Origin of the sequence: Lichenihabitans psoromatis, assembly GCF_004323635.1 — a bacterium.
GTDB classification, from domain to species: Bacteria; Pseudomonadota; Alphaproteobacteria; order Rhizobiales; family Beijerinckiaceae; genus Lichenihabitans; species Lichenihabitans psoromatis.
Window position 1 is genome coordinate 1,394,349 of record NZ_CP036515.1, and the last position, 17,263, is coordinate 1,411,611.

A 17,263-nucleotide genomic window follows, 5' to 3' on the forward strand; every position below is an offset into this window, starting at 1 on the left:
CGGCCTGGATGATCGTTTCAGCCTTGGATGACCTCGACGCCGCATTCTTCGATCCTCGACGGCATCGCGACGTGATGGCCGTCATGGCGTCGTCGCGGCTCGCCGATGGCCGTCCCGATCAGGCTTTCGCCTTCGCCGATCGCTTATGCCGCATCGATCCGTCGGCCGCTTTGGGTCGGTTGCTCCGCTTTGAAGCCTTGCGTCTGTGGAGAGGACTCGACCGCGCCCTTGCAGATCTCGACCGGGCGGCCGATCTCGATCCGACCGACCGGACTGTCAATCGCGCTCTGCTGCGATGGTCGCCCGAGGCTGGTCAGCGCAAGACTGCCGCCGCCTCGCTCCTGCGAAGTCTCGACCCGGACGATCTGGCCCTGGCGCTTCAGGTTCTTCGCGCAGCAGGGCCGATGGCGACCGGCGTGTTGCGAGCTCAGGGCGATAGCGTCGTGGGATGGGTGGCCTGGAGCGGCCACGATCCCGTGCAACTCCGTGCCGTCGGTGGTTCCGGCATGGCGCACGATGTCACGATCAGCCCCGATGTCGGGCATAAGCTCGCAAGCGCTGCCGGCGCTGCCGCCTCGATTCGGATCGGCTGCGGCCCGACCCCCGTCGCGGTCGACCTCGTCCGCGCGGATGGCGTCGCCACCACCATCTTGCTCGAGCAGAATTTGGCGCGGCCTGCGGTGCCGCGCGGAACCGTCGGGCGTGCGGGTCTGACACGTCGCGTCGCTCGCCCGTCCGTCACGGTCGTGGTGCCGGTTTACGAAGACGCCGCCGCGACGCGGGCCTGCCTCGACAGCCTCGAGGCTCAAGCGATCGATGGAGACCTCGCCATCATCGCGGTCGACGACGCAAGCCCGAACGACGCGATCCGCCAGGATCTCGATCGACGTGCATCCCGTGGCGCATTGAGGCTCATCCGCAACCCCCACAACCTTGGCTTCGCCCGTGCGGTCAACATGGCGTTGAACGAGGTCGAGGCCGGGGATGTGCTGCTTCTCAATGCCGACACGCTGTTGCCGCCCGATGCCATTCGGCACCTGAAGCAGGTCGCAGAGGCAACCGACCGGGTCGGAACGGTCACACCCTTCTCCAACAATGGTGAGGAGGCGAGCTTCCCGCTCTCCCATCGGGCGTCTCCGCTGCCTACTCTGGACGAGATCGCCGCGATCGATCGCGCGGCGCGGGACCGCAATGGATGGGGCGTGGTCGACATGCCGAACGGCATCGGATTCTGCCTTTATATCACGCGCCGATGCCTCGATGCGGTCGGGTCGTTGCCCGAGCTTTACGAGCGCGGTTATTACGAGGATGTCGACTTCTGCCTGCAGGCCGCAGAAGCGGGGTTGCGGAACCTTTGCGCGACCGGCGTCTATGTCGGCCACGCTGGAAGCTTGTCGTTCGGCGCCTCCAAACGCGCCTTGGTGATGCGCAATCTGCGGGTTCTCGAGCATCGCTTTCCGGACTATCGCGCGCAATCGGCCGCCTTTGCGGCCGCAGACCCGCTTGCGGTCGCGCGCGCCAGGATCGAGGCTCTGTTGGTGCCGAGCCAACCCGTTCGCATCCTCGCGGGTCCAACCGGCAAGTCTATGCTTGTGCTGCGCCGTCGCGCCGCCGTGCTGCAGACCTTGGGTGTCGCATGCCTCATTCTCGCATGGGGGCAGGGCGCGTCGGACGCGACCCTGACAATGCGCCGCTCGGACGGAGGCACGCCGCAAAATCTTCGCTTCGCGCTTGGCAAGACCGACGAGCGGGATGCGGCCCTCGCAACCATGAGAGCCATGCCGCTCGACCGCATCGAGATGGCCGACCCGATAACCTGCCCCGACGTCGTGCTTCATGCTCTGCTCGATCGGGGAGTGCCGTTCGATCTTCTCTGCGGCGATCTCGAATGGTTTGCGCCGGGCTCGGTCCGGCCCCCAGACTCCGGGGGCGATCCGATTGTTCCGATCCCTGAGGATGACACCGCCGTTCCGCAGGCGCGGCTTCGTCTCGCCCTGAACGCGGCCGATCAGGTCGTGACGGTCGACCGCCTTTCAGACGCTTTCGCCCGCCGCATGGTCGGCAAGCCCATCCTGCAGGGGTTCGCAACCGGGACCAGCATCGGTGCCATATCCCCGCATGCCTCGGAACAGGGTTTGATCGGTGTTCTGGTGCCGCATCCCAGCGCCTTTGTCGATCGGATGTTGACCACGATCGCGCGCCGGTTTCGGGCACTCGGGAGCCGTTGCGGACTGGTGGTTCTCGGCCTCGCCATGGCCGATCTATCGCTCATGGCCGCCGCCAACATCATGGTCAGCGGCCCGGTGGACGACGCTGATCTCGATGAGGTTATCGACGCCTACGGGATCGGGCGCCTGTTTCTGCCTGAGCGGACGGGATTCTTCGGAGTGATCGACGATGTGGCGCAGAGGACCGGTCTGCCGATGAGCTATTTCGATTGGTCGTTCGGTCAGATGCCGCTGCGGGACGGCGATCTCTGCTTCGATCCTCGACGGGGCGACGAGACCATCGCGGATGAGCTTCTGGTGTGGGCGAGCGGCCGCGATGCCGCCCTCGATCACGCCGCATGAACGAGAGGCGGGCTGACGATCGTCTCGCGTCGCTGCAGCGCGATGCCGATCTCTGGTCGGAGGTCCGCGTCGGCCCGAACAGGTCCGTGATGGGTTTCGTGCTCGACCGCACGATGCCGTCACGTCGTTTTGTGGTCGAACTTGTGATCGATGGGCTCGTGGCCGCGATCGCAAGGGCGGCGCGCTATGAGCCGGCGCTTCATGCGGCCGACATGGGCGATGGTTGTCATGGTTTTGGCTTCGCGCTCGACCCCTCGATCGAGGCCGGCAGCGTCGTGGCGGTCCGCCTCGCCAACACGGATCGGCTTCTCGGCGCGGCCTTTCGGTGGGCCAACGCCGCCGCTCCGACCTCGATACCGCTGGACGCTGGGCGGGTTCGCTGGAGCGGGGGGCTGGGCCTCGATGGTTGGGTGCCTTACGAGCCCGACCAACCGCCTGGATCGGTACGCGCCACGATCGATGGGATCCTCGTGGCCGATGTCGTTCCCGCCTCCTGGTCGAGCCGCGATCGCGGCGGCACGCATGAGCCGCTGCGCGCGTTCGCGCTGTCGCTTCCGGCCTCCCTCGCGGATGGTCGTGTTCGGCATGTTCACGTAACGGATGATCGCGGGCGCGTTCTTGACGGAAGCCCGTGCGCGGTCGTCGGCTTCGCGGACGGGCTCGAGCGATTTCTGGGGATCAGCGGTGCGCTCGCATCCGAAACCCTGCGCGGCGCGCTCTACGATCGGTTGATCCCACAATCCGTTCCGTTCGGAGACTTTGCGACCTGGCGGCTCGCCATGCAGGCCGAATCGGTCAGTATCGATATGCGCTCGATGGCGGTCGCGGTCGTTTTGGTCGGCGAAGTCGGCGCCGAGGCCGCGATCGACAGTCTGCCGCCGGCAGCGGATGTGGCCTGGACCGCCGCCGTCTTCGACGAGGTCGAGGGTCCGGCAACCTTCGATCCTGCCGCTGTCGCGACGTTTCTCGATCGCGACGCCGAGGCCTGCGACGTGGTGGTGTTCACTCTCGCCACAGCCGTGTTCTCGGTCGATGCGCTCCAGCGCCTCTCGAAGGCGCTGCGCGATCATCCCGTCGCGCCGCTGGCCTATTGCGATATCGGGCTCAAGGCCTCCGACGGCCTGACCTGGCCGATCGCCTTTCCAGCCTTCGATCACGAACGAACGCTCGAACAGGGCTACGGCGCCTATATCTTCGCCCTGTCGCGGCATCGCGCGCTCGCGTTGCTGCGGGGCGGCGCCGGCGACCTCTTCGCCCTGTTTTTGGCGGCTGCCGGACAATCGCGGCTCACGTCGGAGATGCCGGTGCATGTGCCGGGATTTCTGGCCGACCTCCGCCTGCCCCCGATCGACCAACTCGCGCCGCGTTTGGCGCGGGCCTCCGCAGACAGCTTGCGGGCGGCTGGGCAAAGCGGGCAGATTCGTATCACTCCGGGTGGCGCCTTGCCGGCCGTTCACGTGGCGCGCGCAGCGGAGCGTCGCCTGATCTCGATCGTGATTGCGACGCGCGATCGCGCCGATTCGCTGCAACGCTGCCTCGTGTCCTTGCATCAGACGCTTTGCGACACGCCGTTCGAGGTGGTCGTGGTCGACGATGGGTCGCTGCTGGAGGAGACGCGGAGCTTTCTCGAGACGCTGACGACAGCCGGGATTCGCCTGATCCCGGCACCGGCCCCGCTTGGCTTGGCCGGCCTTCACAATCTGGGAGCTATGCAGGCCAAAGGCGATTTGCTGCTGTTCCTCGATGACGGCGCAGAGTGCCGGCAACCGGGTTGGCTCGACGACATGGTCGGCCGGATGGCCGCACCCGAGACGGGGGTCGTGGGAGCCGTGCTGATCGCGCCCTCGGGCCTCGTCCGACACGCCGGATATGTGCTCGGGCCCCGGTTTTCGGTCGCCGATGCCGCAAGCGACCGTCGCCAGAACGACCCGGGTTACGCCGACATGCTCCATGTGGCGCATCAGGTCGGTGGCGTATCGGCGCAATGCCTCTTGACGCGGCGCAGCTTGTTCGTCCGGCTGAACGGCTTCGATGCGGCATGCTTTTCCGCGCGCTATGCGGACGTCGATTACGGGCTTCGCGCTCGCCAACTCGGCGCTCGACTGGTCATGACGCCCCACGCCCGGGTGACCATGCATGAGCAGACATCGACGTCTTCGATGCCGGGGGACGATCCATGGCGATCAGACGATATGGACCTTTCCCGGCTACGCTCTCGTTGGGGAAACGATCTGATCAACGATCCGTTCTACACTCCGATGCTGTCGTTAGGGCCACGACCCTACTCGGGCCTCGCCTGTCCACCCCGCGAACGCGCCGCGAGGCAACCCGATCCGCCCGCGCCCGCAGCCGTCCCTCCAGGATTCTAGATGCTCAATCCCTCGACCACTGGTTCCGATCGCGTCCCGGATCAAAGGAGCGGCCACGAGGCGGGCTCCCATCGGAAGCGTGTGCTGAACGCCGGTTCAGGCCCGACCAATGCCGATAAGCTGTTCCGCAATTTCACGCCACAGACATGGGACGAGGTGCGGCTCGATATCGATCCGCGAACGCGGCCCGATCTTGTCGGCTCGATTATCGATATGCGGAGCATCATACCGGATCGCACCTTCGATGCGATCTGGTCCTCCCACGCCATCGAGCATTTGCATACGCATGAAGTGGTGCCGGCCCTGACCGAATTCCGGCGTATCCTCAAGCCGGACGGATTCGTTTTGTTGACCTGTCCGGACCTGACCGCGGTCGTCCGCTTGATGCTGACCAAAGGCGCAGAAGACGTGGCCTACATGTCGCCCTCCGGCCCGATCACGGCGCTCGACATGCTGTTTGGCCATTCGGCCTCGATCGCGGCAGGTCAAACCTATATGGCGCATCATACCGGGATGACGATCGACCTGATCGGCAAGCGCGCCATGGCGGCCGGTTTCGCCGAAACCCGCGTCATGCCGGGCGCTTCGTTCGATCTCTGGGCGGTTTTAATGATGCCGACCGCTGATCCGAAAGAGGTCGCGTCGTTCTTCGCCGGCACACTCATTCATGAGTTGTTCGTGTAGACTTATTAAAACACGGGTGTCTGACGCAACGTAAGATGTAGCGTCGTCGCGTCATCTCGGCTTGGTGGCCAGCTTTGTTCATGGGGCTCTGCCCGGCCTGTGTTACCGGCATTTCATTTTCGACCAGTATTGACCGGCTTTGGGACGCTGAATAAGAGTTTGCTCCAAACTGGATCGAGAGCGCATGATCGTCGAGAAGCTTGATATTCCTGATGTGGTTCGGATCCGCCCGCGTCGCTTTGGCGACCCGCGTGGCTATTTCTCCGAGACCTTCAGTGCCCGGATGTTCCGGGAGCAGGTTGCGGCTCTCGATTTCGTGCAGGACAACGAGGCGCTGTCCGGAGCGGTCGGGACGTTGCGTGGCCTGCACTTCCAACGGCCGCCGACCGCGCAAGGCAAGTTGATCCGCGCCATAAGAGGCGCGATCTTCGACGTTGCGGTTGATATCCGGCAGGGGTCGCCGACATTCGGCCGCCATGTCTGGGCGCGTCTCGACGGCGTCGATGGCGACCAACTCTGGGTGCCGCCCGGTTTTGCCCATGGCTATTGCACGCTCGAGCCGGACACGTTGGTGGCCTATAAGGTAACCAACCCCTACAGCCCCGCCGACGATGGCGGCATCCTGTGGAACGACCCGGCCCTCGGCATCGCGTGGCCGCTCGGCGCCGGCGGCGCCGTCCTGTCCGACAAGGACACCAAGCTGCCCGTCCTCGCCGACCTGCCCGCCGTCTTCACCTACGAGGCCAACCCAATGAGCACCCGATGAAGCGTGTCATCGTAACCGGCGGTGCCGGGTTCATCGGTTCTGCTGTGGTCCGGATGTTGGCGGGCGAGGCCGATGTCGAGGTGCTCAATCTCGACAAACTCACCTATGCGGGCAATCTGGCATCCCTGCGGGCTGTCGAGAACCGGCCAAACTACCGGTTCGAGCAAGCCGACATCGTGGATCGCGCGGCGCTCGACGCCATCTTCGCCTCGTTCCGCCCGGATGCCGTGATGCATCTGGCGGCCGAGAGCCATGTCGATCGGTCGATCACCGGATCCAAGGATTTCATCGAAACCAATATCGTCGGCACCTTCACGCTGCTCGAGGCGGCACGAGCCTATTGGTCCGGCCTCCCGGAGGCCGATCGGCAGAGCTTCCGGTTTCTGCATGTGTCGACCGACGAGGTCTATGGTTCGCTCGGCGAGACCGGGTTGTTCAAGGAGACGACCCCCTACGACCCGAGCTCGCCCTATTCGGCCAGCAAAGCGGCATCCGACCATCTCGCCATGGCGTGGATGCGAACCTACGGGCTTCCTGTGGTGATTTCGAACTGCTCCAACAATTATGGGCCGTTCCATTTTCCCGAGAAGCTGATCCCCCTTATCGTCCTCAACGCGCTCGAGGGGCGGCCGCTTCCCGTCTATGGCGATGGCAGTAACATCCGCGACTGGCTGTTCGTCGAGGATCATGCCCGCGCGCTATGGACGATCGTCCGCAGCGGGCGGGTGGGCGAGACGTATAACGTCGGCGGCCGAAACGAACGCAGCAATCTGCATGTGGTCGAGACCATCTGCGACGCGCTCGACCATCTGCGGCCCGCAGCGACCCCGCGTCGCGACCTCATCACCTTCGTGACCGACCGGCCCGGCCATGACCATCGCTATGCGATCGATGCGACCAAGCTCGAAACGGAGCTTGGCTGGCGCGCGCAGGAGACGTTCGAGACCGGCATCCGCCGGACGATCGAATGGTATCTCGACAATGGCTGGTGGTGGCAGCCCCTCCGCGCGGGCGTATATGCCGGCGAACGACTGGGCCTGTCCAAGCCCTGACGCCATGGCTGGGGGCTGCTGGCGGCCGCATTTCGACAGGGGTATCCATGCGTATCGTCGTAACGGGACAAGACGGGCAGGTCGTTCGCGCGCTGCTGTCGATCGCCGCGGACGAAGGCGTCACGATCGTGGCGCTTGGTCGACCGACCCTCGATCTTGCCAAACCCGAGACGATCGGGCCCGCGATCTTGGCGGCCGAGCCGGATGTCGTCATCAATGCCGCAGCCTATACGGCGGTCGACAAGGCCGAGGGTGAGGCCGACCTGGCCGATGCCGTGAATGGACGCGGCGCCGGCGCGGTGGCGGCCGCGGCTGCGCAGGCGGGCGTTCCGGTGCTGCAGATCTCGACCGATTATGTCTTCGACGGCACGGCCCTCCATCCCTATCGCGAGGATGATCCGACCGGCCCGCTCGGCGTCTACGGCCGCAGCAAGCTCGCGGGCGAGGTGGCGGCCGCAGCCTCGAATCCCCGCCACGTCATCTTGCGGACCGCATGGGTTTATTCGCCATTCGGCCAGAACTTCGTCAAAACGATGCTGCGGCTCGCCGCGACGCGCGACGAGGTTGGGGTGGTGGCCGACCAGCATGGATGCCCCACCTCTGCGATTGATATCGCCCGGGTGCTGATCGCGGTCGCGAAGCGCACCGCTGCCGAACCGGATGCGTCCGCGAACCTGTTTGGAGTATTTCACATGGCGGCGACAGGTGAAGCCGTCTGGGCCGATGTCGCGGAAGCCATTTTCGCTCGCTCTGCCGCGCAGAACGGGCCGCATGCGACGGTGCGGCGGATCGCGACCTCCGATTATCCGACGCCGGCGAAGCGCCCCGCAAATTCGCGGCTCGATGGCGGCAAGCTCGCGTCGGTCTACGGGCTGGTCATGCCGCCCTGGCAAAATTCGCTAGCGACATGCGTCGACACGCTGTTGGCCGAACCATCCTCAACTTCCGATCCTCGCAACGAAAGAACGGTCTGACCATGCGTGGTATCATCCTAGCCGGAGGCAGCGGAACGCGGCTGCATCCGATGACGAACATCATGTCGAAGCAACTATTGCCGATCTACGACAAGCCGATGATCTATTATCCGCTGTCGACCCTGATGTTGGCGGGCATCCGCGATATTCTCTTGATCTCGACGCCGCATGATCTGCCCCATTTCAAGCGGATGCTCGGCGATGGATCGCAATGGGGCCTGCGGCTTGTCTATGAGGAGCAGGCGCAGCCGAACGGTCTCGCCCAGGCCTTCGTGATCGGGGCGGATTTCATCGGCGGTGAGCCCTCGACCCTGATTCTGGGCGACAACGTCTTCTACGGGCATGGTTTGCCGCAGTTGATGAAGCCGGCGCTCGCGCGGGAGAATGGCGCAACCGTTTTCGCTTATCACGTGACCGATCCCGAGCGATACGGGGTCGTTGATTTCGACACGGAAGGCCGCGCCACCTCGATCGAGGAGAAGCCGACCAAACCGAAGTCGAACTGGGCCGTGACAGGACTTTATTTTTACGACGCCGAAGTGGTCGAGATCGCCCGAAGCCTCAAACCGTCGCCGCGCGGCGAATATGAGATCACCGACGTCAACCAGATCTATCTCGATCGCGGTGATCTGCGGGTCGAGCGGATGGGGCGCGGCTTCGCCTGGCTGGACACGGGCACGCCCGATAGCCTGCTCGAAGCGGCCGAGTTCGTGCGCGTCTTCGAGCGTCGCCAAGGCTTCCGCATTGCCTGTCCGGAAGAAATCGCCTTCGTGCAAGGATGGATCGACGCCGCTCAACTGCAGCGTTTGGGCGAGGCCTTGATCAAGAGCACCTATGGTAAATACCTACTTGGCATCCTGGCCGAAGATGCCGCCGCGAAACCGCTTCCGGATGCCAACCTCCCGGATTGAATCTGGGCGGCTGATGCTGCAATGCGGGACGCGCGAGATGTGCTGTTCGGCGGCATAAGCGGAGGCTCAGGATCGCGCTTCATGCCGCTCACGAACGCGGCGATCGCAATCTTCACGCGGAATCCGGCCGCTGTTTCAGGCAATTGCGCGTTCCATAAGCAAAACTGTGATCGAATAGTGTTCGTTGGGACGCGTGAGATGAAAGATCTTTCGTTCTAGTCCTGTCTTCAGAATAAACGTCGACTTAACTCTCAATCGGCTGATCTACCGCAGGTGCGAAAAAGATTGCCGTTACGTCATGTTATCGATTGACGTAGAGGCAGTCGGTCGTTTAACAAGCCTATGCTGCATTGAAACATTTCCGCGGCGCTTCTCGAGGGAAATCAGCAATGGCAACCTACTTCACTCAGGCGCAGTTAAGCGCCGAACTGCAGGCAACCGTTTCTCCGTCGGTTCAGGCTGCTGTTGAACGTGCTCTCAAGAGCGCAAATCTCTATCCGACCATCGCGAAGCCGCTGGCTGGGGATAGCGCGCCGACCTTCGATGCGAGCGGTAAGCTCACCGAAACGGCCGGCGTCAATTTCGTGGATATTAACGGGCAAGCGCAAGGCGGCGTGGTCCTGCAAACTGCATCACCGGCCGTGATCGCAATCAGCGATGTTGCGGCGTCGTTGCAGATCTATGGCACGGCCAGCGACACTGTGATCGGCGGCGCCGGAGACGACGTTCTGGTCGGTGGTGGCAAGTCGGTTATTTATGGTGGAAACGGCAACAACGTCCTGTTTGGTGGCCTTTCGGCGACGGCGGCCGACACGCTGATCGGCGGCAGTGGGTCGTTGGGTTCGAGCTACGGCGCGACCGGAACGAACGACATTTCTGTTCAGCAGGGCAACAACACCCTGATCGGCGGGTCCAACTCCAGCGCGCACGACACCCTTTACGGCGGTAGCGGGAGCGACTCGCTCACGGTCACGGCTGGCGACAACAAGCTCTATGCAGGATCGGGTGCCAGCACACTTCAGGGCGGTTCGGGCAACGATACGCTGACCGGTTTCGACGGAGCTAGCCATGCTTTGATGATCGCCGGCAGTGGCAACAGCATGCTGAACGGTGGCTTCGCGGCGGCCGCACACGACACGCTGGTTGGCGGCGCGGGCAGCGACGATATTTTCGTTCACTCGGGCAACAACGTTCTGATCGGCGGGTCGTCCAACGGCTCAAGCGACTCGCTTTACGGCGGCAGCGGCAGCGACAGCTTGACGGTGAGCGCCGGCAACAACCTTCTGGTGGCTGGCTCGGGCACCAGCACCCTGACTGGTGGTGCGGGTCATGACATGATGTTCGGTGGCGGCCAGAGCCTGCTGAACGCTGGAAGCGGCGGAAGCACGATGAATGGCGGCTTCTCGTCAACCTCGCATGACACGTTGAACGGCGGGACCGGTAGCGACCTTCTTTATGTGCATGCCGGCAATAACGTTTTGACGGGCGGATCGACGACAGGGTCGAGCGATACCTTGTACGGCGGCAGCGGCAGCGACAGCCTGAGCGTGTCGGCCGGCAACAACTTCCTCTACGCCGGCAGCGGCGCCAATACGCTGACGGGTGGAACGGGCAACGATTTCCTGAAGGGCGCGGCCACTGCGAGCCATTCGCTTCTTCAGGCTGGTAGCGGTGGCAGCACGCTCGAGGGTGGTTTCAGCAGCACTGCGAGCGATACGCTCTCGGGCGGAACGGGGAACGACGATATCTTCGCGCTCTCGGGCAACAACACGCTTATTTCGGGCGGCGGCAACGACACCTTGTCGGGCGGGACCGGAGTCGACACGCTCATCGTCGGCGCGTCGAACAACTCGGTTGTGTCGGCGAACGGCAACGGCTCCACCACGACGCTCGATATCAAGGGCTATACGGCAAGCCAGTCCACCGTCACCGACCACGGCAGCTACTCGACCCTGTATCTCAACTCGGGCACCACGAGCCAGACGATCCAGGTCAGCGGTATCGACACGACCCACATCAAGTTCACCTGATCTCTGTCGAATCACACGGCCGTGGCTCGTATGGGTCATTAATCACAAAGCTCTCCGGGTATCCCGGGGGAGCTTCTTCGTTGATGGACGCTGGCGTCTGTCACGAGCCTTCAAGGTGGCAAGTCCCGCCTCGCCACCTTCAGGACGCAATACGGCTTTAAAGGCGAAAATAGCACGGTTAAGATCAAGTCAACGCGGATCGCCGACCGGAGCAGTCGAGCCGCTGTCGTCACGAGATCTCGAGGCACGCACAGCCCCGTTGTGGAACCTCATTCATGACAGACCAGATCCCGAATGCCCTCGTGGTCCAAGAGGATTCGACCCACAGCGGCCTTCGTTCGCTGATCCTGATCGCGGCTCATTTCGGGCTGACGCTTTCGCTCAAGCAAATGATTCGCGACCACATGCTGTCCGGCAGCGAGGTGTCGACGCCCGAACTGGTCACGTGCGCGCAAGACGTCGGCCTCAAGGCCACTGCGCTGACCCTAAGGTTATCCGGACTGATGCAACTCGGAAACGCACTTCCGGTCGTCCTGCGCCTGCGGGGGGGCGGCTCGATGGTTCTATCGGAGGTCGGAGACGAGGCTGGTCGGGCCTGGGTCAAGTTGCGGGATCCGATGTCCGCGACCCCGATCGACATGGTGGTCGACCGCAGCCAGTTGGATGAGATGTGGGGCGGAGAGGTCATCCTCTTCAAACGCGATCACGAGATCGAGGATAAGGCCAAGCCGTTCGATATCGGGATGATCGTCAATCTCGTCTTCCGCGAGCGCCGGACGGTACGCGACGTCGCGATCTGCGCGGTTGCCATGAGTATTCTGGCGCTCGCCCCGATCGTGTTCTGGCGCGAGATGATCGATCGCGTTTTATATCATCACAGTATGAATACCTTCGTGGTGATCTGCACGCTCATGGGTATTCTGATTGCCTTCGACATCATCTTCGCGGCGATCCGGCGGTCGTTGATTCTCCATCTGACGACGCGGATCGACACGCAGTTGTCGACCTACATGTTCGACAAGGTGCTGAGCCTCCCGGTCGACTATTTCGAGCGCACGCAGGTCGGAAGCATCGCGCATGACATGAACGAGATCGGCAAGATCCGGAATTTCCTGGTCGGACAGATGTTCGGCACCGTGCTCGATATGTTCGTCTTGTTCGTCTTTCTCCCGGTGATGGCCTTCTATAGTCCGGTTCTGACGATCGTGGTCGCAACCTTCTGCGTGCTGATTTTCACGTCGATCGGACTGATGGTTCCGACGCTCCGGGCCCGCAGCGCCGTCGTGATCGAAGCCGAAAGCGCGCGCCATTCGTTCATGATCCAAACCTTGCAGGGGATCCGGACCGTCAAATCGCTCGCGCTCGACAACCGGCAGCGCAAGATGTGGGATGTGCTGGTGGCGCGCGGCGCCCGGGCGCGCTTGGCCGAGGGGGCGACCTCAAACCTCATTCAAACCGTGGTGGCACCGCTCGAAAAGCTGCTGGTGAGCGGCACCTACGCGCTCGGCGTGTATCTGGCGATCGAGACCAACGATCCTGTCTATACGGGCGCGCTTTTCGCGTTCCTGCTGCTCAGCCAGCGGGTTGCCGCGCCGCTCGTGCAGGCGGGCCAATTGATCAACCAGCTCGACGAGGCGCGCGCGGCGGTCCAGATCGTTGGCAACCTCGTCAATCAGGCGCCTGAGGAAGGTCGCACCGGGCACGGGGTCAAGAACACGCTGCATGGCCATCTCGAATTTGCGAAAGTCCGTTTCTCCTACAAGGGATCGACCTCGCCGGCGCTGAACGACGTGACCTTCGAGATCGCGCAAGGCACGACGCTTGGCGTCATGGGTCGCAGCGGCTCCGGCAAGACGACGATCACGCGGCTCCTGCAACGCCTTCATTCCGATTATTCCGGGCTGATCAAACTCGATGGGATCGATGTCCGTGAATATGACGTCGACCATCTCCGCGGCAGTCTCGGTGTCGTGCTGCAAGAGAATTTCCTGTTCACCGGGTCAATCCGCGACAACATCATGATCGGCAAGCCCGACGCGACCTTCGACGAGGTCGTCGTGGCGGCCCGGCTCGGCGGGGCCGAAGAGTTCATCGACAAGCTGCCTCAGGGCTATGACACGCATATCTACGAAGGCTCCCCCAACCTGTCGGGGGGGCAGCGCCAGCGCATCGCCATCGCGCGCGCGCTCATCACCAATCCGCGCGTTTTGATCCTCGATGAAGCCACCAGTGCGCTCGACGCCGAAAGCGAGGCGATCGTCAACGCCAACATCGAGCGGATCGCCGCCGGCCGCACCATGATCATCATCTCGCACCGCTTGGCCTCGCTGGTTCGCGCCGACGCTATCCTGGTGCTCGATCGCGGGTCGGTGCACGACATCGGCAAACACGAGGAATTGCTCGATCGTTGCGACATCTACGCGAGCCTCTGGAACCAGCAGAACCATTCCACACCCCCCCGGGCGCCCGCTCGTCCCACATTGGCTTATCGAGGTCCCGGTGTCGCGCAGTAACGCCAGAGCTCTTCAAACCGTCCGTCAATGGCAATCCGAAACGGATTCGATCCGTGAGGCAGCTGAGCCGACAGGCGCCCGCTGGGCGGTCTTCGCCCTGGCGGGATTGTTCGTCTGTCTGCTGGGTGCGACGCCGTTTCTGTCGCTCGACCGGGTCATCGGCAGCGAGCATGGCAAGATCGTTTCGACCGAGTCGGTGACGACTTATCAGGCGCTCGATACGTCTCTGATCAAAACCATCGATGTTAAAGAAGGCCAGCAGGTCGAGGCGGGGCAGTTGCTTGCGACCCTCGACCCGACTTTCACGACCGCCGATGTCGGGCAGTTGAAACAGCAGGTCGCCAGCCTCGACGCGCAGATCGCACGCGCCAAGGCTGAAATGAATCACACGCCGATGGTCATGCCGGCGACGCTGAGCAAGGACGAGATCCCCTATTACGCGCTGCAGAAGGGATTGCTCGATCAGCACGAGGCGGATTTCGCCGCGCAGATGCGAAGCTTCGACGAAAAGATGAAGACCACCGGGGCCACCATCACCAAGCTCCAGGGCGACGAACTGCACTACCAGGAACGCGAGAAAATCGCCAAGCAGGTCGAGACGATGCGCGATACGCTGTACAAAAGCGGGTCGAGCAGTCTGCTGAATCTCTTGCAGGCCAATGACGCCAGCCTCGAGATGAAGCGCACGCGCGAATTCGGCCAGAACAGCTTGATCGAGGCGCAACATCAACTGTCCTCGCTGAAGGCCGATCGAGATGCTTTCGTGCAGCAGCGGTCGGGAACCTTGAGCCAGGAAATCGTGACGGCCCAGAACTCGCTCGACTCGTCCAACGCGCAGTTGCAGAAGGCGACCAAACACCAGGATCTCGTGCGCCTTGTCGCCAAGGAACCGTCGGTCGTCTTGACGCTCTCGCGGTTGTCGGTCGGGTCGGTCCTGAAGGAGGGCGATCCCGTCATGACGTTGATGAACGCCGCCGCGCCGGTCGAAGCCGAGGTGCAGATCTCGTCGAAAGACGTCGGCTATATCCGGGCGGGTGATCACTGCGTCCTCAAGATCGACGCTTTTAACTATAGCGAGCATGGCAGCGCCAAAGGCACGCTCATGTGGGTGAGTGAAAATGCCTTCACGCTGGACGACGACGGGAAACCGGCCGATCCGCCCTATTACAAGGCGCGCGTTCGCATCGACTCGATGAATTTCAGCAGCGTTCCCCAGACGTTTCGGTTGATCCCGGGCATGACGCTGAAGGCCGACATCAGCGTCGGTAAGCGATCGGTTCTCGAATATGTCCTCGGCGGCTTCTTCCGCACCATGGGCGAAGCGATGCGGGAGCCCTGAGTGGCGCTGCCTCTCTCCTTCATGCCGCGCTTTCTCAGCCGCCGGGTCGACGCCGACCCGCATCGAGCGGCCTATGATCGGGGCGATTATGCCGTCGCTTTCGCGGGCTGGATGACGGAGGCCCGCACCGGCAATCCAGAGGCCTGCTTTCGGGTCGGACAAATGTATGCGCGCGGCCATGGCGTGATGCGTCACGGGCCGGATGCGCTTGTCTGGTACGGCAAGGCGGCGGCCGCCGGCTACGCCGATGCGCAATATGAGCTCGGCCTGGCCTTGCTCAATGCCGCGCCTCAATCGACCGAAGTCGCGTTGGCTTGGTACACGGCATCGAGCGAGCTTCATGCCACCGCCGCGTCACAGAACCGGTCCGTCCTGTTTCCGACCGGCGTGGTTCACGACGCCGACCCGCGCGAGGCGTTCCGCTGGATGGAGGCCGCAGCCAAGAACGGCAAGGCGGACGCGCAGGCCAATCTCGGGTTCATGCTGTTCCAGGGCGTCGGCTGCTCGGTCGACCATGCGGCGGCCCGCGAGTGGTTCGAGGCGGCTGCCGCGCAGGGTCACGTCCGCGGTGAGCTTGGCCTCGGGATGATCCATCACCGTGGACACGGCGTGCCGATCGATCGCGCCATGGCGGCCGATTATTATCGCAAGGCTGCCGCGAAGGAGGACCAGACCGCGATGGTGGCGCTCGGCATCATGCTGTTGCAGGGCGAGGGCATCCCGCAGGACAAGCTGGAGGCGATCGATCTCTTGATCCGATCCGCCGAGATGGGCGACGTGCGCGCCGCGCATCAACTCGGCTTGCTGCATTTGTCAGGTGACGGCGTCGTCCAGAGCAGCACAAAAGCCGAGTCGCTGTTTCGTCAAGCCGGCAAGAAGGGCTATCTGCCCGCGATGCTGAGCCTGGGGGAGTTCTATAGCCGGGGCGATGGCGTCGAACCCAATCTGCAGGAGGCGGCGCATTGGTATCGACGCGCCGCCGAGGCGGGTGACGCGCAGGCGCAGTTCACGCTCGGTCGTCTTCACGCGCGCGGCGAAGGCGTTCCGCAGGTGATGCCCGAGGCGGTCAAATGGTTCACAAGGGCGGCCGAACAGGGACATGTCACGGCGCAATTCAACGTCGCGACCTTTCTGGTCAGGGGCGAGGGGACGGAACAAAATCTCGGCGAGGCGATCGCCTGGTACGCCAAGGCGGCCGATCAGGGGATGACCCAGGCGCAGGTGCAACTCGGCAAAATGTATCTGCATGGCGAAGGGGTGGACCGCAATCCGGCCAAGGCCTCCTCGCTCTTCGGCAAGGCGGCGGTGGCGGGTGACGCGGAAGCCAAGACCGCGTTGGCGATGCTGCACATCAGCGGCGAGGGCGCTTCGCTCGATCCCGAACGATCGAAGGCCTTGCTGCGGGAAGCCGCCGACGCCGGGCATGCGCCTGCCATGGTTCAGCTTGGGCGGATCAACATGGCGTCGGATGGAAGCGAGGAGCGGAAAGAGGCGATCGCGCTGTTTACATCGGCGGCGGAAGCCGGCGACATCGACGCAAAATTCGTGCTGGGGCAAATCCGGCTCAACGGCCATGGCGTCGACAAGAACGAGCAGAAAGCCGCGCTGTGGTTTCAGCAGGCCGCCGAGGCCGGACATGTCTCGGCTCAGTTTCAGCTTGCTGTGATGTATTGCACCAGCCAGGGCGTGGCGGAGGATTTCGCGGCCGCGGTCCTGTGGTACGAACAGGCGGCACGCCGGGGACATAAATTCGCGCAGTTCAATCTCGCGATCATGCTGCTCAAAGGGCAGGGCGCGCCGCGCAACGAGGCGGAGGCGATCGGTTGGCTGCAGCGGAGCAGTCAGCATGGCGTCGCTGAAGCGCAGCTCTGCCTCGCCGACCTTTATCGCAATGGCGAGGGGACACCGGTCGATATGGCAGAGGCGCGGCGTCTCTATGAGCTCGCGGCCGCCAACGGCAATGCGGCTGCGGCCCAACGGCTGGCTCAGCTCGATGCGATGGCGGAACGCCCCGCGACCGTTGCCTCAGCGCGACGGGGCGACACCTGACGATGG

At 63.5% G+C, this 17,263-nt stretch carries 11 protein-coding genes; all 11 read left to right on the forward strand.

Translation table 11 applies throughout. The annotated features are described in order from the left end of the window. Positions 1–8 precede the first annotated feature (8 nt). Positions 9–2,570 carry a glycosyltransferase family 2 protein gene (locus EY713_RS06485; RefSeq protein ID WP_165491047.1) on the forward strand — a complete coding sequence of 854 codons (2,562 nt, stop codon included), beginning with the start codon at positions 9–11 and terminating at the stop codon, positions 2,568–2,570. Continuing rightward, positions 2,567–4,939 carry a glycosyltransferase family 2 protein gene (locus EY713_RS06490; protein WP_131114091.1) on the forward strand — a complete coding sequence of 791 codons (2,373 nt, stop codon included), beginning with the start codon at positions 2,567–2,569 and terminating at the stop codon, positions 4,937–4,939. The genes EY713_RS06485 and EY713_RS06490 overlap by 4 nt, the downstream gene beginning before the upstream one ends. After that, positions 4,940–5,623 carry a class I SAM-dependent methyltransferase gene (locus EY713_RS06495; protein WP_245572917.1) on the forward strand — a complete coding sequence of 228 codons (684 nt, stop codon included), beginning with the start codon at positions 4,940–4,942 and terminating at the stop codon, positions 5,621–5,623. A gap of 184 nt (positions 5,624–5,807) precedes the next feature. Beyond that, entirely contained in the window at positions 5,808–6,389 is a 582-nt protein-coding gene (gene rfbC / locus EY713_RS06500; protein WP_131114092.1) for a dTDP-4-dehydrorhamnose 3,5-epimerase, read from the forward strand. Further along, a complete protein-coding gene (gene rfbB / locus EY713_RS06505) occupies positions 6,386–7,441 on the forward strand; it encodes a dTDP-glucose 4,6-dehydratase (protein ID WP_131114093.1) in 1,056 nt (351 codons plus the stop codon). Before rfbC ends, rfbB begins: the two co-directional genes overlap by 4 nt. Before the next feature lie 47 nt (positions 7,442–7,488). Beyond that, positions 7,489–8,415, forward strand: coding sequence for a dTDP-4-dehydrorhamnose reductase (gene rfbD / locus EY713_RS06510; protein WP_131114094.1), 927 nt, complete (start codon positions 7,489–7,491; stop codon positions 8,413–8,415). A 2-nt stretch (positions 8,416–8,417) separates the two neighbouring features. Continuing rightward, positions 8,418–9,326, forward strand: a complete 909-nt coding sequence (gene rfbA, locus EY713_RS06515) for a glucose-1-phosphate thymidylyltransferase RfbA (RefSeq protein ID WP_131114095.1) — start codon at positions 8,418–8,420, stop codon at positions 9,324–9,326. A gap of 389 nt (positions 9,327–9,715) precedes the next feature. Then, complete coding sequence (locus tag EY713_RS06520) at positions 9,716–11,356, forward strand: beta strand repeat-containing protein (RefSeq protein WP_131114096.1); 1,641 nt, start codon at positions 9,716–9,718, stop codon at positions 11,354–11,356. A 275-nt stretch (positions 11,357–11,631) separates the two neighbouring features. Next, positions 11,632–13,869: a peptidase domain-containing ABC transporter gene (locus tag EY713_RS06525; protein ID WP_131114097.1), complete on the forward strand. Its 2,238-nt coding sequence runs from the start codon at positions 11,632–11,634 to the stop codon at positions 13,867–13,869. Continuing rightward, the gene (locus tag EY713_RS06530) at positions 13,856–15,208 is read left to right on the forward strand and encodes an HlyD family type I secretion periplasmic adaptor subunit (protein WP_131114098.1); all 1,353 of its coding nucleotides are present in this window, start codon (positions 13,856–13,858) and stop codon (positions 15,206–15,208) included. The genes EY713_RS06525 and EY713_RS06530 overlap by 14 nt, the downstream gene beginning before the upstream one ends. Next, entirely contained in the window at positions 15,209–17,257 is a 2,049-nt protein-coding gene (locus EY713_RS06535) for a tetratricopeptide repeat protein (protein WP_131114099.1), read from the forward strand. Positions 17,258–17,263 lie beyond the last annotated feature (6 nt).

Bases quoted from the DNA above. Each gene is read 5' to 3' on its own strand.
- EY713_RS06485 (WP_165491047.1), top strand. From the start codon at position 9: ATGATCGTTTCAGCCTTGGATGACCTCGACGCCGCATTCTTCGATCCT.
- EY713_RS06490 (WP_131114091.1), top strand. From the start codon at position 2,567: ATGAACGAGAGGCGGGCTGACGATCGTCTCGCGTCGCTGCAGCGCGAT.
- EY713_RS06495 (WP_245572917.1), top strand. From the start codon at position 4,940: ATGCTCAATCCCTCGACCACTGGTTCCGATCGCGTCCCGGATCAAAGG.
- rfbC (WP_131114092.1), top strand. From the start codon at position 5,808: ATGATCGTCGAGAAGCTTGATATTCCTGATGTGGTTCGGATCCGCCCG.
- rfbB (WP_131114093.1), top strand. From the start codon at position 6,386: ATGAAGCGTGTCATCGTAACCGGCGGTGCCGGGTTCATCGGTTCTGCT.
- rfbD (WP_131114094.1), top strand. From the start codon at position 7,489: ATGCGTATCGTCGTAACGGGACAAGACGGGCAGGTCGTTCGCGCGCTG.
- rfbA (WP_131114095.1), top strand. From the start codon at position 8,418: ATGCGTGGTATCATCCTAGCCGGAGGCAGCGGAACGCGGCTGCATCCG.
- EY713_RS06520 (WP_131114096.1), top strand. From the start codon at position 9,716: ATGGCAACCTACTTCACTCAGGCGCAGTTAAGCGCCGAACTGCAGGCA.
- EY713_RS06525 (WP_131114097.1), top strand. From the start codon at position 11,632: ATGACAGACCAGATCCCGAATGCCCTCGTGGTCCAAGAGGATTCGACC.